The 14,521-nt window shown below is 56.3% G+C and carries 13 protein-coding genes; 2 read left to right on the top strand and 11 right to left on the bottom strand.

The window, feature by feature from the left end; translation table 11 throughout:
* The 11 genes from Q1J88_RS11445 to uvrB all read right to left on the bottom strand — a co-directional run.
* Positions 1 to 3,306 (bottom strand): autotransporter domain-containing protein (locus Q1J88_RS11445; RefSeq protein ID WP_301117838.1); only part of this gene is annotated, 3,306 nt, incomplete at its 3' end.
* Positions 3,307 to 3,630: 324 nt separating this feature from the next.
* On the bottom strand, positions 3,631 to 3,822 hold the full coding sequence (gene iscX, locus Q1J88_RS11440) for a Fe-S cluster assembly protein IscX (RefSeq protein ID WP_301117835.1): 192 nt from the start codon (positions 3,820 to 3,822) through the stop codon (positions 3,631 to 3,633).
* A complete protein-coding gene (gene fdx, locus Q1J88_RS11435) occupies positions 3,822 to 4,163 on the bottom strand; it encodes an ISC system 2Fe-2S type ferredoxin (protein ID WP_301117834.1) in 342 nt (113 codons plus the stop codon). Before fdx ends, iscX begins: the two co-directional genes overlap by 1 nt.
* Positions 4,164 to 4,173: 10 nt before the next feature.
* On the bottom strand, positions 4,174 to 6,033 hold the full coding sequence (gene hscA / locus Q1J88_RS11430) for a Fe-S protein assembly chaperone HscA (RefSeq protein WP_301117833.1): 1,860 nt from the start codon (positions 6,031 to 6,033) through the stop codon (positions 4,174 to 4,176).
* A gap of 6 nt (positions 6,034 to 6,039) precedes the next feature.
* The gene (gene hscB / locus Q1J88_RS11425; RefSeq protein WP_301117832.1) at positions 6,040 to 6,579 is read right to left on the bottom strand and encodes a Fe-S protein assembly co-chaperone HscB; all 540 of its coding nucleotides are present in this window, start codon (positions 6,577 to 6,579) and stop codon (positions 6,040 to 6,042) included.
* 1 nt (position 6,580) lies between these two features.
* The gene (gene iscA, locus Q1J88_RS11420; RefSeq protein ID WP_301117831.1) at positions 6,581 to 6,904 is read right to left on the bottom strand and encodes an iron-sulfur cluster assembly protein IscA; all 324 of its coding nucleotides are present in this window, start codon (positions 6,902 to 6,904) and stop codon (positions 6,581 to 6,583) included.
* Between the two features lie 5 nt (positions 6,905 to 6,909).
* Positions 6,910 to 7,293 (bottom strand): Fe-S cluster assembly scaffold IscU, encoded by a 384-nt coding sequence (gene iscU, locus Q1J88_RS11415; RefSeq protein ID WP_301117830.1) that lies wholly within the window; start codon positions 7,291 to 7,293, stop codon positions 6,910 to 6,912.
* 19 nt (positions 7,294 to 7,312) lie between these two features.
* Complete coding sequence (locus Q1J88_RS11410) at positions 7,313 to 8,530, bottom strand: IscS subfamily cysteine desulfurase (RefSeq protein ID WP_301117829.1); 1,218 nt, start codon at positions 8,528 to 8,530, stop codon at positions 7,313 to 7,315.
* Positions 8,531 to 8,566: 36 nt separating this feature from the next.
* On the bottom strand, positions 8,567 to 9,076 hold the full coding sequence (iscR, locus tag Q1J88_RS11405; RefSeq protein ID WP_301117828.1) for a Fe-S cluster assembly transcriptional regulator IscR: 510 nt from the start codon (positions 9,074 to 9,076) through the stop codon (positions 8,567 to 8,569).
* Positions 9,077 to 9,345: 269 nt separating this feature from the next.
* Positions 9,346 to 9,837 (bottom strand): low molecular weight protein-tyrosine-phosphatase, encoded by a 492-nt coding sequence (locus tag Q1J88_RS11400; RefSeq protein WP_301117827.1) that lies wholly within the window; start codon positions 9,835 to 9,837, stop codon positions 9,346 to 9,348.
* Positions 9,838 to 10,185: 348 nt separating this feature from the next.
* On the bottom strand, positions 10,186 to 12,201 hold the full coding sequence (gene uvrB, locus Q1J88_RS11395) for an excinuclease ABC subunit UvrB (protein ID WP_301117839.1): 2,016 nt from the start codon (positions 12,199 to 12,201) through the stop codon (positions 10,186 to 10,188).
* Between the two features lie 174 nt (positions 12,202 to 12,375).
* On the opposite strand from uvrB, the gene Q1J88_RS11390 reads away from it, so the two are divergent.
* Positions 12,376 to 13,575: an amino acid aminotransferase gene (locus Q1J88_RS11390; protein ID WP_301117825.1), complete on the top strand. Its 1,200-nt coding sequence runs from the start codon at positions 12,376 to 12,378 to the stop codon at positions 13,573 to 13,575.
* A 117-nt stretch (positions 13,576 to 13,692) separates the two neighbouring features.
* Positions 13,693 to 14,346, top strand: a complete 654-nt coding sequence (gene lexA, locus Q1J88_RS11385; protein WP_301117824.1) for a transcriptional repressor LexA — start codon at positions 13,693 to 13,695, stop codon at positions 14,344 to 14,346.
* The last annotated feature ends 175 nt before the right edge of the window (positions 14,347 to 14,521 follow it).

Raw genomic sequence — 14,521 nt, 5'->3', positions numbered from 1 at the left:
GTGGCTATACGCGGCACCGACCAGGAAGTTCAGCTTGCCGCTGCCCTGGTCCCAGCTGTTGCCGCCATACAGCGCCGCGGTAAAGCTGCTGACATCCGACTTGGAGTTGCGGTCGTCGACCTTGACGCGCCCGTCGGTGTAACCCAGGGCACCACCCACGCGCCAGCCGGCACCCACCTCGGTGTCGCCACCGATGAACAGCCCGGCCACATTGGTCTTGACCTTGGCGGCGTTGCCGTCGTCATCCAGCGTGCTCCAGTTGCCTACCACCTGCGCCCACAGCGGATAGGCGGCAGACGTTGGCATGGCACCGGCCACTGTGCCGCCGGCCTGCGCCGTTGGCGCACCGGGCAACATGCCGGCACCCAGGTTGCCGCGAATGCGTTGAGTCAGGGTGCGCGTGACCAGGCTGCTGTTTTGCAACAGGGCCGCCTGCGTGCTGCCATGCAGTTCGCCCGAGAGCTGATTCAGGGCATCTTTGCGGGCGTCAGACTGCATTTGCATGACGATATCGGAAATTGCGTTTTGTCCTAGCACCGATACGACACCGTCAAACGTAGCGTTCTGGTTCGCCGACCAGCCGCTACGGTCAACCGCGTCTTCATTGAAAGACAGGCTGACCGCGACAGTGTCGTCGCCGTACTTGACCGGGTCGAGCTTGACCAGCGTATCCGCGAACGAATCATCGAGTGCCTCTGACGCGAACTTGTTTCCTGGCACAGCACTGATCCCGTCGGCCTTTCCGGTTTTCACGATGATGTAGTCGTGGTTCAACTTGTAGCCACCGTTGCCATTCTCTTGCCGAACCAGAAGGTCGATGCTGGTCAGATCGGCATTTCCGGAACTAATGGTGACCAGGTCAGACTGGCCCGCCGCGTTAATTTCAGCCACGTACGTACCAGAGAAATCTCCCATCGAACCGTAGGTTTGCGCGCCGACTGAGTTACCCGGCGCAAAGGTGGCACCGCGACCGGATACCGAGCCAGCGACGTTAAGGTTTCCACCCAGCGTTGATCCTTCGCCGGCATTAGCGTTGCCACCGATCTGAATTGGAGAATCAGGCGAACCGCCGGCAATGCTCGAGCTGCCGCCAAGGTCTACATCGCCGCCAATAGTGGTCGAGCCACTCGTACTGAAGCTAAAAGCGGAGCCGTTCTGGCCCGACACGGACCCGCCGATATTCGTCGGGCCACCGAACGTCATGTTTGAACCCGCACCTTGTACTCCGCCGCCAATATTCGTGGTGCTGTTGAAACTGAAGTTGGCCCCGTTCCCGCCTGTGACACTCCCGCCAATATTGGCGGGCCCCGCTATGGCAACATTGGTTCCGTCCTGCCCAAGGAGGTTGCTACCGATCGTGGTGGGACCATTGAACGCAACATTTCGACCAACGGATACGCTGCCACCGATATTGGTAGTTCCGTTGAAGTTCTGGGTTCCGCTGCCGCTTCCTTCTATCGCGACATCCTCTCCTTCCCCAGTAGTGAAATCGTTCTGATCACCGGCACCGTCCTCAATGACGGTTGTGTTCGAGTTGATGAAGATACCCGTCCAGATCGCTCCGGGATTAACTACGAAGTTCGTCAATCCAGGGTTGTGATCGACAAGTTCGCCATCCAGATAATTTCGAATGTTGCCCGAGGCTTGAGACCCGCTTTGGAGTGTCATGTTAATGACACCATCCGAACCGTCCCCTGAGCGATTCACCCGTAGTAAAGTGCCGTTGTTCTTTTTCAGAGTCGAATTCTGCAGGATGACTTCTTGTTTTGCTCCAGCCTCCGCAAACGTGGAGCGGAGGCTTTCGCCAGCAGACTCCAGCGTGGAGCCGGTCATGGTCAAGGATGCATTGTCTGCCAACACGATCCCCGCGTCTTCTTCTGAAACCAGTAGGCTGTCGTAAACATCGAGACGGCTACTTCTTTCGATCAGGGCGACACGACGCTGCTTACCCGACGCTATGACCTCACTTTCTCGAAGCGTCAGTTTGGAATCCAGCCCCATTGTCACGCCGTACGCAAACGGGGCCCCGACCCGCATCGCATAGCTGGTGTACTGGGGTGGAGTGTCGCTGAGTGGCACCGAGTTGGTCAGCTTGATATTTTCCGCGAGAAGCTCCGCGCCAGCCTTGGCGATGCCGCCTACGCCGATTCCCACGCTGGTGTCCCAGCCATCTGCCAGGGTTACCGAACGCACATGGAAGTTGCCGTTTCTTATGGTCGCCTTCGCGCCTTCTCCGACGGATAAAACATATGCGGTAGCGGAAACATCAACCCCATCGCTGGTAAATTCCGACCCCTCGCCCCATACGTCAATGGCATGCGAATTAACGCCCCCTGTGGTCTCGATATACCCGTTGTTTATTGTCGCTTTCCCACCGTACTCAACGAGAATTCCTTTGGCCTTTTGGGGAGCGACACTATAGGCCGTAAGGTCGCTGGCCTCGAAGACTGCCCCCTCACCATACACATAGACCGCGTTCGCGTGCGTTGCACCACCTGCGTTAATTGTCAGGCCAGCCGACTCAATCTTTGAGCCGTTGTCCGTTATAAACAACCCGTCTCCATCTTTTGTATTAACGGATCCACCCGTTAACTTGACCGTACCGGCGCTTGTTGCTGTCACGCCTCTTGCTTTACTTCCTTCGGTGAAGATGTCCGTATCGGTCAGCTCGGCCACACCCCTGTACTCAGAACGCAAACCATGGGCTTCAGCTCCACTTGTGGTGACCACCGAATTATCCACTTTCAAAGTGCCTTTGCCGCCGCTAGCCAGATGGACAGGCCTTCCACCAACCAGCAGTCCACTAGCTTTGGCTCCTTCAGTGGAAATGGTTCCGCTACTGAATATCAGCTGGGTATCGGAGCGCGGAGTCGTTGTATGCTCTACGTACACAAATGCCCCGTGAGCTCGCTCGCCGGCAGTCGTAACGCTTACGTTCGTGGCTGTAATGCTGGTTTCGGCCTCTCCTTCCTGTGCCGAGAACGCCTGGAGCCCGCTTCGCTTACCACTAGTACGGATTTCGCTATCAGAGATATCAATAATGCCTCCCTTGGCGAACACCGCACCGTGGTTGGCATCAGTGCGACGATCGTCAATCGTCAGACCCGAAGCTTCAAGTGTGGTGGGCTGACTTTTTGGTACACCGGCGCGCACCTCAATGTAATCGAAGGAATCGTCGGTTATACGATGGAAATCTCCATCCTCGAGCTTCAACCCGGCAGCGTGGACAGTCGGATAAACCGCAAGAACCGCAGCGGTCAGAATACCTAGCTTAAAAGAAGCGCCCTGCGTTTTTGTATGAGCCATGGTTCCTCCACATTTGGAATCGGCCTTCAACGAAAGATATCTCTTACATATTTCTTATCTGGATACATTAATAAAAGGCAAAGTAACAAAAAAATTGTGCTTTTACAACATCCAAACCTAAAGTTTTGGTTACAAATGCCGTTCTATAACTGTGCTTTTTTCCACAATATCGTAACTGCCCCCCTATACAACCTCCCCTCGACCTGGAATCAGCAGATGCAGCAAAAAATGATGCCATCCAGAACGCCCGTCAAGACGTTGTGGATGGCAGTAACTTTAGGGGGCTTATTGCAGAAACGAGATGCGACAGCGCTTCGGTGACGCCTATTGCTCGTCAATCCAGGTCATCTGGATCGCTTCAAGAATCCTTTCTCCGCAGCGTTCGCGGGTATCGTCAAAGCCTGGCAAAGCCAAGACCCATTCCATCAGATCAGTGAAGCGCACTGTCATCGGATCAACATCAGGATGTGCTTCTTGCAGGGCGTCGACGATTTCGTACGTATCTGTCCAGCGCATCAGTGGTTTTCCTTGGCGTGATTGATTGTGTACTTGGGAATCTCGATGGTCAGATCCTCATCTGCCAGGATTGCCTGGCATGAAAGCCGCGAATTGGCTTCCAGACCCCATGCACGGTCAAGGTAGTCTTCTTCGTTATCGCTCGCTTCCTCCAGGGAATCGAATCCTTGTCTGACAACCACATGGCAGGTGGTACAGGCACAGGACAACTCGCAGGCATGTTCTATTTCGATGCCGTTATCGAGCAAGATACGGCAAATTGACGTGCCTTGAGGCGCATCATCGATAACAGCGCCTTCCGGGCAGATTTCGGGATGAGGAAGTACGGTAATCTTGGGCATAAGGAATGAGTCAGACTTCGTCCAGCGTCTTGCCGGACAGCGCAGCACGAATGCTGCGATCCATGCGTCGCGCGGCAAATGAATCGGTGGCGGTGGCGAGATCCTCGCGAGTCTTGCGCAAGGTGTCGACATCGTCCAGGGTCAATACGCGACCAGCTCGCTTGATCAGGCTATTGATCGTAGTACGTTCCTCGTCAGAAAGCAGATCGCCGTCGCTGGCAATTGCCGCCTCGACAGACTCGATCAACTGACGCAGGTCAACCTGCTCTTCACGCACGGCTCGGGCATGTGCATCGCTTCCGGCGTTGGCCATGCCTGCCGCAAGCATCTGGGCAACTTCTTCGTCCGACAATCCATACGAAGGCTTGACCGACACAGAAGCCTCCACACCCGTACTTTCCTCTCGTGCAGAAACATGCAAAAGACCGTCTGCATCGACCTGGAACGTAACACGAATGCGGGCGGCACCGGCAACCATGGGCGGAATGCCACGAAGCTCAAACCGCGCCAATGATCGACAATCAGAAACAAGGTCGCGTTCACCCTGGACCACGTGGATGCTCATGGCGGTCTGGCCGTCCTTGAACGTGGTGAATTCTTGGGCCCGTGCAACCGGTATTGTGCTGTTGCGCGGAATGATGCGTTCAACCAAACCACCCATGGTTTCCAGGCCAAGCGACAAGGGAGTGACATCCAATAAGAGCCAATCGTCGTTGGGCCCACGGTTTCCGGCCAACATGTTTGCCTGTAAGGCAGCACCCAGGGCCACCACCTGGTCCGGGTCAAGATCCGTCAATGGATCCACACCGAAAAGCTTGCCAACAGAACGGCGCACCACCGGCATGCGGGTGGCGCCACCCACCATGACCACACCCTTGATCTGCTCTTTTTCAAGATCGGCATCGCGCATGGCCTGTCGCGCAGTGTCAAGCGTGCGTTGAACCAGAGGCCGCGCCCAGGCTTCGAACTCGGCTCGCGTGATAGAGCGTGCGATGCGAACTTCGTCAGACAGCACGACTTCAAAGGCCACTTCGTCCTTATCGGAAAGCGCCTCTCGTGCGGCACGCGCCGCCACCATCAGGGCCCGCCTATCCTTTTTGGGCAACTGGTCCAGGCGAGCGCTATCAATCACTTGCGCGACGATCAGTGCGTCGAAATCGTCTCCACCCAATTGAGTGTCGCCGGCTGTGGCTACAACTTCGAAGACGCCTTTGCTAAGACGCAGAATGGAAATATCGAAGGTTCCGCCACCCAAGTCGTAAACAGCGTACACGCCCTCGGCACCGTGATCCAATCCATAGGCAATCGCCGCTGCAGTCGGCTCGTTCAGCAGACGCAAGACAGTCAGGCCTGCCAGCCGCCCTGCGTCACGAGTTGCCTGACGCTGGGCATCGTCAAAATAGGCTGGAACAGTAATGACAGCACCAACCAATTCGCCGCCCAGCGATTCCTCGGCGCGCTCTCGCAATACCGATAATATCCGGCTGGAGATCTCGACCGGCGTCTGGCCGCCTTGAACAGTCTGAAGTCGGACGCTGTCGCTATCGTCGGCGAAATCGTACGAGGCACCCTCGCGCCTGGCCTCATCCAGAGAGCGTCCGATCAGACGCTTTACGGATGCAACCGTATTGAGTGTGTCGGCGGATTGCTGTGAGCGGGCATCGTAACCCACCTCAACAGACCCATCAGCCAGATAACGCACCACAGACGGCAACAGCGCCCGGCCCTGCGCATCGGCAAGAACCTCGGGAACACTGCTTCGGACGGCCGCCACAAGAGAGTGCGTGGTTCCAAGGTCGATGCCTACCGCCAGCTTGCGTTCGTGGGGAACCGGAGATTCTCCCGGCTCGGAAATTTGCAGTAATGCCATAAACGTTCAGTTTTGATTGTGCCTGTCGCGTAATTGATTTCGCAAACTGCGGGCTTCAGCAAGCATCTTTTCGATGAACATCCACTCGCGAACCCTGGATGCGGCGGCCTCGAAGTTTTTTTGCAGATCGATGAGGCCACTGACCTCTTCGATCATTTTTGCGCGGCTATCCTGAATATCGTCAACCAATGCATCGGCTTTGGGCATGCTATTGGCAGAGCGGACTTCGTCGAGCTGTTCGCGCCACTCCATCTGCCTCATCAAGAACGCCCCGTCCATCCGGGTGTTGCTCTCGGTTTGCAAATCACACCCTGCACGTTCGCAAAGGTAACGGGCGCGTTCGATAGGTGACTTGAGAGTGCGATAGGCATCGTTGATGGTAGACGCCCATTGCATGGCAACACGGCGCTCGGTGGCGCCGGCCGTGGCGAAGCGGTCTGGATGGACGCGGGCTGCTACCTGACGCCAGGTAGCATCCAGGGAATCTTCATCAAGTGCGAATTGCGCAGGAAGTCCGAACAGCTCGAAATAGTCGTCGCTTGTCACACTACACCGTGAAGGACTCGCCGCAGCCGCAGGTTGCTTTTTCGTTAGGATTGGTGAACTTGAAACCTTCGTTCAGCCCTTCGCGGCCATAATCCAGCTGAGTGCCTTCAAGATAAACCAGGCTCTTGGGGTCGACGAACACCTTGACACCATGGTGTTCGAACACTTGATCTTGCGGATCGGGCTCGTCGACGTACTCGAGCTTGTACGCCATGCCCGAGCAGCCGGTGGTGCGAACCCCCAAACGCAGACCCAGCCCCTTTCCCCGCTTCTGGAGGTAGCGGTTGATGTGTTCCGCCGCGTTCTGAGTAAGCGTGATGCCCATATGTTTTACCCCTGGTGCTTTTCTTTGTAATTCTGGACCGCAGCCTTGATAGCGTCTTCGGCCAGAATCGAACAGTGAATCTTGACGGGTGGCAATGCCAGCTCTTCGGCAATTTGTGTGTTGCGAATGTCGAGCGCCTGGTCCAGAGTCTTGCCCTTTACCCACTCGGTAACCAGCGAGCTGGATGCAATCGCCGAGCCACAGCCATACGTCTTGAAGCGCGCGTCTTCGATGATACCTTGATCATTGACCTTGATCTGCAGCTTCATGACGTCGCCACAGGCCGGGGCGCCGACCATGCCGGTACCGACATTGGCGTCAGATTTGTCGAAAGCGCCAACGTTGCGCGGGTTTTCGTAGTGATCGAGTACTTTGTCGCTATATGCCATTGATTGAGCTCCTGTAGTTTTAGTGTGCCGCCCATTGGACGGAGTTCAGATCGATGCCCTCTTGGGCCATTTCCCATAGAGGGGACATATCGCGCAGCTTGGCAACGCGATCAACAACCAGCTTGATCGCAAAATCGATTTCTTGCTCGGTAGTAAAACGACCCAGGGTGAAACGTATGGAACTGTGTGCCAGCTCGTCGTTGCGACCCAGGGCACGCAATACATACGAAGGCTCGAGACTGGCCGACGTACAGGCGGAGCCACTGGACACGGCCAGTTCCTTGATGGCCATGATCAGTGATTCACCTTCGACATAATTGAAACTGATGTTGAGGTTATGCGGGATGCGTTGCGTCATGTCGCCATTGACGTAGACCTCTTCGATTTGCGAAAGGCCCTGATACAGGCGATCGCGCAGCGCACGGATACGTTCGTTCTCGGCGGCCATTTCAAGGCGAGCCAGGCGGAACGCCTCGCCCATGCCTACGATTTGGTGCGTGGCCAGCGTGCCAGAGCGGAAACCACGTTCGTGGCCGCCGCCATGCATCTGCGCTTCGAGACGCACACGCGGCTTGCGGCGCACATACAGGGCTCCGATTCCTTTGGGGCCGTAGACCTTATGTGCCGAAAACGATGCCAGATCGACCTTGAGAGCTTGCATGTCGATTTCGACCTTGCCCGCGGCTTGCGTTGCATCGACATGGAATATGACACCCTTGTCGCGGCAGATTTCACCAATGGCGGCGATGTCTTGGATGACGCCAATTTCGTTGTTGACGTGCATGACCGAAGCCAGGATCGTGTCAGGGCGTAGCGCCTTCTTGAATGCCTCGATATCCAGCAGGCCATTGTCTTGAACATCAAGGTAGGTAACCTCGAAGCCCTGACGTTCGAGATCGCGACAGGGGTCGAGCACGGCTTTGTGCTCGGTTTTAACCGTGATGATGTGTTTCCCACGACTGGCGTAGAACTGGGCCGCGCCCTTGATGGCCAGATTGTCGGACTCGGTGGCGCCGGATGTCCAGATAATCTCGCGGGGGTCGGCATTGATCAGCGCAGCGACCTCGGCGCGGGCTTGTTCGACTGCCTCTTCGGCATCCCAGCCGTACGCATGGCTGCGCGATGCGGGGTTGCCAAAGTTCTCGTACAGCCACGGCACCATCTTTTCGACTACACGCGGATCAACCGGCGTAGTTGCCGAGTAATCCAGATAGACCGGTCGTTTGGGGGAAAACATCAAAGTGACTCCTAGAGTGCTATATGTGTCCGACGTTTATACTGACATCGGCGAAGCAATTTTAGCCTTGGTGGGCGGTTTCATGCGCAGGGCTGCCTGGGCCTCGCCCGCCTCTTTGACCAGTCGCATGCGTTGCTTGTCGACCAGATCCTGCAAAGAGACCGAATCGAGATACTCGACCATCTTTTGGTTGAGCGTAGACCACAGCTCGTGTGTCATGCATTTTCCTGATTCGCCGCTGCGCCCGACGTTGCAGTCTTCTTTGCCGCCACAGCTGGTGGCATCAAGCGGTTCATCGACGGCAAAGATAATGTCGGCCACCGTGATGGTGCGCGCCAGCCGGGCCAGCGTGTACCCGCCTCCGGGCCCGCGAATGCTGTCGACCAGTCGATGACGGCGCAACTTGCCGAACAACTGCTCGAGATAGGAAAGAGAAATATTTTGCCGCTGACTAATTGCCGCAAGCGTCACCGGCCCGCTTTGCTGACGCAATGCGAGATCGATCATCGCAGTGACGGCAAAACGGCCCTTGGTGGTCAAACGCATGATGGTTCCTTGCAGTACTTCAATACGTGGGTTCGGGAGAGGATATGGATACACATCGCAATACCCGACCAATTAAGTCAAGTATAGCAAACTATCGAAGTTTTGTGGGGAGCCCGGCGCATTCAGGATGCATGAACCCCACAGATCCGGCGCTGCTTGCCGGACCGCCCGCCCGGTGCTTCCAGGCAAAAAAAAACCGCGCACACGCCCGGTCTTTTTGATTCCTGCATGAAAGTGGCCCGCTTGAACGGGCCACGTGACGCTGACGATCAGGCAGCTTGGTATTGAGTAACGCGTTTACGAACCACTTCGAGCACGCCTTGGCAGGCATCCTCGATATAGTCGAGTACCTTGTTGAACCCTTCGACACCACCATAATAGGGGTCGGGGACCGTGGCTTCTTCGAACTCGTTGGCGAAACGCATCAAGAGCATGAGTTTATGATGATAAACCTTGGGGCATTGCTGTTGCAGTGCGGAAAGGTTCTCCCAGTCCATGGCCAGAATCAGGTCGAATTCGCGGAAGTCTTCGGGCCTGACCTGGCGCGCTACACTTTGCGAAATATCGTATCCCCGCTTGCGGGCGGCCGCTTGAGCGCGGGCGTCCGGGGCTTCGCCCAGGTGGAAACTGTGGGTGGCGGCCGAATCGACCTGAACGGCTCCGGAGAGGCCCGCCTCGTCGACCATATGGCGAAAAACGCCCTCTGCGCTCGGGGAGCGACAGATATTACCCATGCAAACGAAAAGTACCTTAGTCATCATAGGTGAAATTGTGAGGGAAAACCCGCAATAAGGCAATAGATTGCACACCGGCTATCGGCGGATATTACAGCTTGGGAGCACAAAAAAATCTTAAAAAATTAAGGATCTAGCCAGGCAAATGTTGGGCGGAGATTTCGTGCCGCAGTCGGCAAAGCCGCCATTCATGCGGCGCAACAAAGATTTCAGAATGCAAAATGTGACAGACCGATGAATTTCGAAAGAGTTCCCGGTTCAAGGCGAACCGAGGTCCGGCTTACAGCGCGGCAGGGCCCGAGCGCTGCAATGCAACAACAATCGCATAACAAAAGTGGAATTTCGTTGGAAACACGCAACATTTGCGCGCCGGATTCAGCTTAGCAATGCCTGTTGCTTCAAACGGTTGAGCGCATCCCGCGCCGCTGCCGCCTGTTCGAACTCCAGATTGCGCGCATGATCCATCATGGCTTTTTCAAGTCGCCGGATCTCACGTGCAAGCAACTTGTCGTCCGACAGAAGTTCGGGAGCGATCTCTGGTTCGACCGATGTTGTGGCTGGCGCCATCACTCCGTCAATAAGCTCACGCACCGCTTTGCTCACACCTCGAGCCGTAATGCCGTGTTCGGCATTGAAGGCAAGTTGCTTGGCCCTGCGTCGCTCCGTTTCATCAATGGCACGTCGCATGGAATCGGTAATCTGGTCAGCATAAAGGATGGCCTTGCCGTTGAGATTTCGCGCAGCGCGACCAATGGTCTGGATCAGACTGCGCTCCGAGCGCAGAAACCCTTCCTTGTCGGCATCCAGAATGGCAACCAGCGACACCTCCGGAATATCCAGCCCCTCTCGCAACAGGTTGATACCCACCAGAACGTCGAAGGTACCCAGGCGCAGATCGCGCAGAATCTCCACCCGCTCGACCGTGTCAATATCGGAATGCAGGTATCGCACCTTAAGGCCACTTTCATTAAGGTAGTCGGTCAGGTCTTCGGCCATGCGCTTGGTAAGCGTGGTGACCAGCACCCGCTCTTGCTGGGCGACACGCAACTTGATCTCACCCAGAAGATCATCCACCTGTGTGGTGGCGGGCCGGACTTCGACTTGTGGATCGACCAGGCCGGTAGGCCTTACCACCTGTTCGACTACATTGTCCGAGCGTTCGATTTCATACTTGGCGGGCGTCGCAGACACAAAAATCGTCTGACGCATGCGCTGCTCGAACTCCTCCATTTTGAGCGGACGGTTGTCCAGCGCAGAAGGCAGCCGGAACCCATAAGTCACCAGGGTTTCCTTGCGCGAACGGTCTCCCTTGTACATGGCGCCGAACTGGCCCATGGTGACGTGGCTCTCATCAATGAACATAAGGGCATCGGCGGGAAGATAATCGATGAGCGTGGGCGGTGGCTCACCCGGGGCCGCCCCGGAAAGGTGCCGGGAGTAATTCTCGATTCCTTTGCAGAACCCGAGCTCCTGAAGCATCTCAAGATCAAAACGGGTGCGTTGCTCAAGGCGCTGCGCTTCTACCAGCTTGTTCTCGGCCACAAAAAACGCCAGGCGTTCACGCAACTCTTGCTTGATGGTGTCAATCGCCCGCAATACGGTTTCTCGCGGGGTGACGTAGTGAGAACGCGGGAAGACGGTGAACCGCAGAACTTTCTGCGTGACTTTTCCGGTGAGCGGGTCGAACAGCTCAAGCGACTCCACCTCGTCATCGAACAGGGTAATCCGTACCGCAAGTTCGGCATGTTCGGCCGGAAATACGTCGATGGTCTCGCCGCGGGCGCGAAAGGTGCCACGCACAAAATCCACGTCATTCCGCTCGTACTGCATGGATACCAGCCGGGCCAGGAGTTCCTGACGGGGAATCGAGTCACCGGTGCGCAAGGTCAGTACCATGGCATGGTAATCGGCCGGGTTGCCAATTCCGTAAATGCATGACACCGAACCCACGATAATGGTGTCGCGCCGCTCAAGCAGGCTTTTCGTTGCGGAAAGCCGCATCTGCTCGATATGCTCGTTGATGGACGAGTCTTTCTCGATGAAGAGATCTCGTGCTGCCACGTAAGCTTCAGGCTGGTAATAGTCGTAGTATGAGACAAAGTACTCGACGGCATTGCGCGGAAAAAATTCGCGGAATTCAGAGTACAGCTGCGCAGCCAGCGTTTTGTTGTGCGCCAGGACAATGGTGGGCCGTCCAGTACGCGCAATGACGTTCGCCATGGTGTAAGTCTTGCCCGAGCCTGTTACCCCAAGCAGCGTCTGGTACATGAGCCCATCGTTGATGCCCTCGACCAGCGCATCGATTGCCGCAGGCTGGTCACCTGCCGGAGGATACGGCTGATATAGCTCGAACGGGCTGTTGGGGTACTGGATGAATCCGGGTTCTTTCAATATGGCTGTCATTAGATAGTCGGTGGCTGTTAACGGTCGGCCACCAGGTTTAAACCGTTGTAAACTGCGCTGTTTACCCAGGGCTGCGGGTGGACATTGCTAGGGTTAACCCCTTATTATCTCACTATTGCAGTTCATCCATCACATATTCACCCCCTCTTCCCTCAATCAATCATGACCTCCCTCTTCGATGCAGTCGAGCTCGCTCCGCGCGACCCTATTCTTGGCCTGAACGAACAATACAACTCTGACACCCGCCCTCAGAAGGTCAATCTGGGCGTCGGCGTGTACTACAACGACGAGGGGCGAATTCCGTTGTTGCGTGCTGTAAGACAGGCCGAGGTTCAACGCATCGAGGCCGCCGCCGCTCGCGGTTACCTGCCCATTGACGGACTGCCTAGCTACAACAAAGGAGCTCAGACCTTGTTGTTGGGCGAAGGTTCAGATGTTATTGCGTCTGGCCGCGCGGTCACCATCCAGACGCTGGGCGGAACAGGCGCACTTAAGGTCGGTGCCGACTTCCTGCGCCAATTGCTGCCGCAATCGCACGTGGTAATCAGCAATCCCAGTTGGGAAAACCATCGCGCGCTGTTTGAGCGCGCGGGCTTCAGGGTAGATACCTATCCCTACTACCATGCCGAAACACACGGTCTGGATTTTGACGGCATGCTGGCCGGCCTGCGCGCACTGCCGGCCAATACGGTCGTGGTGTTGCACGCCTGCTGCCATAATCCCACCGGCGTCGACCCGTCCTTCGAGCAGTGGCAGCAAATCGCCGCGACGGTCAAGGAAAACAAGCTGGTACCGTTCCTGGATATCGCCTATCAGGGGTTCGGTGAAGGCCTCGAAGAAGACGCTTCTGTAGTTCGGCTGTTCGCTTCGCTGGACATCACCATGCTGGTGAGCTCGTCGTTCTCCAAGTCTTTTTCACTGTATGGCGAGCGTGTCGGGGCACTGACCTTCATCACTTCGTCGCAGGACGAAAGCTCGCGCGTGCTCAGTCAGGTCAAACGTGTCGTCCGTACCAATTATTCAAATCCGCCTACACATGGGGGCACGGTAGTCGCGGCGGTATTGAACACTCCCGAGCTCTACGGTCTCTGGACCGAAGAACTGTCCCAGATGCGCGACCGCATCCGCACGGTTCGGACCCAGCTCGTCGAAAAGCTCGAGGCCAGAAACGTCGCGCAGAATTTTGATTTTGTGTTGTCACAACGGGGCATGTTCTCGTACTCGGGTCTGACTTCCGAGCAGGTCGAAAAGCTGCGTGTGGATCACGGTGTATACGCGGTAAGTAGCGGACGCATATGCGTCGCCGCTCTAAATAGCTCCAACATCGATTACGTCGCAGACGCCATCGCAAAAGTGCTCTGATCTTTTACGATTTACCAGGTCAAGCTGGCGGACCCGGCCATATCGGCGGTCCGCTTGCATTTTTTACTGAACTGACGCAGAATGCCATAACTGTACAAAAACACAGGCTACTGCGCCATGGCCATCAAGCTTACCGAACGCCAGCAACAAATTCTCGACCTGATCCGGCAAAACATTGCCAACACTGGCTTTCCTCCTACCCGAGCCGAAATCGCCCGCTCTCTGGGTTTTCGCTCGGCCAATGCCGCCGAAGACCACCTTCGGGCACTGGCACGCAAGGGGGCCATCGAGCTTACCGCCGGCGCTTCGCGCGGCATACGGCTTCTTACGCCGGCTTCCGATAGCGAATCTGCACCCTCTTCTGCCGTCGCATCCATTGCGCAAATGTTGCTTCCCATCGTCGGCCGTGTTGCGGCAGGCAGCCCCATCCTGGCAGCCGAACACGTCGAACGCGAAATCGGTGTCGAGCCTTCACTCTTTACGCAAACGCCCGACTACCTGCTTAGAGTCAGGGGCTCCAGCATGCGCGATGCCGGCATCCTCGACGGCGATCTGCTGGCAGTTAAAAAGGCCTCCGAAGCCCGCAACGGCCAGATCGTGGTCGCCCGCCTAGGCGACGAGGTCACTGTCAAGCGTCTGCAACGAACAGGCGGCACCTATCAGCTGTTGCCCGAAAACCCCGATTTTCATCCTATTATCGTCTCCCCCCACGACGATTTTTCACTCGAAGGCATCGCAGTCGGCCTTATCCGAAATACACCACTTCAGTAGTTCAGCGCGCTGCACAATGGTTTAAAGCAGCCTTCTTATGGATCAAATCCTGCGCAGCAACAGATCAAGCCCTCAAATAACACCAGTACATGAACTGACGAACACCGGCGCAAGGAATCGACGAACAGCGATGCAGGGAATCGACAAACACCGGTGCAAGGAATCGACAAACACC

Source organism: Pusillimonas sp. (genome assembly GCF_029263785.1).
GTDB lineage: Bacteria > Pseudomonadota > Gammaproteobacteria > Burkholderiales > Burkholderiaceae_B > Pusillimonas.
Note: the sequence above shows the minus strand (reverse complement) of the source record. Positions and strands in the feature narration are given on the sequence as shown.

Excerpts from the sequence above, each read along its gene's own strand:
- iscX (WP_301117835.1), bottom strand. The coding sequence starts at position 3,822 with ATGCGCTGGACAGATACGTACGAAATCGTCGACGCCCTGCAAGAAGCA.
- fdx (WP_301117834.1), bottom strand. The coding sequence starts at position 4,163 with ATGCCCAAGATTACCGTACTTCCTCATCCCGAAATCTGCCCGGAAGGC.
- hscA (WP_301117833.1), bottom strand. The coding sequence starts at position 6,033 with ATGGCATTACTGCAAATTTCCGAGCCGGGAGAATCTCCGGTTCCCCAC.
- iscA (WP_301117831.1), bottom strand. The coding sequence starts at position 6,904 with ATGGGCATCACGCTTACTCAGAACGCGGCGGAACACATCAACCGCTAC.
- iscU (WP_301117830.1), bottom strand. The coding sequence starts at position 7,293 with ATGGCATATAGCGACAAAGTACTCGATCACTACGAAAACCCGCGCAAC.
- Q1J88_RS11410 (WP_301117829.1), bottom strand. The coding sequence starts at position 8,530 with ATGTTTTCCCCCAAACGACCGGTCTATCTGGATTACTCGGCAACTACG.
- iscR (WP_301117828.1), bottom strand. The coding sequence starts at position 9,076 with ATGCGTTTGACCACCAAGGGCCGTTTTGCCGTCACTGCGATGATCGAT.
- Q1J88_RS11400 (WP_301117827.1), bottom strand. The coding sequence starts at position 9,837 with ATGATGACTAAGGTACTTTTCGTTTGCATGGGTAATATCTGTCGCTCC.
- Q1J88_RS11390 (WP_301117825.1), top strand. The coding sequence starts at position 12,376 with ATGACCTCCCTCTTCGATGCAGTCGAGCTCGCTCCGCGCGACCCTATT.
- lexA (WP_301117824.1), top strand. The coding sequence starts at position 13,693 with ATGGCCATCAAGCTTACCGAACGCCAGCAACAAATTCTCGACCTGATC.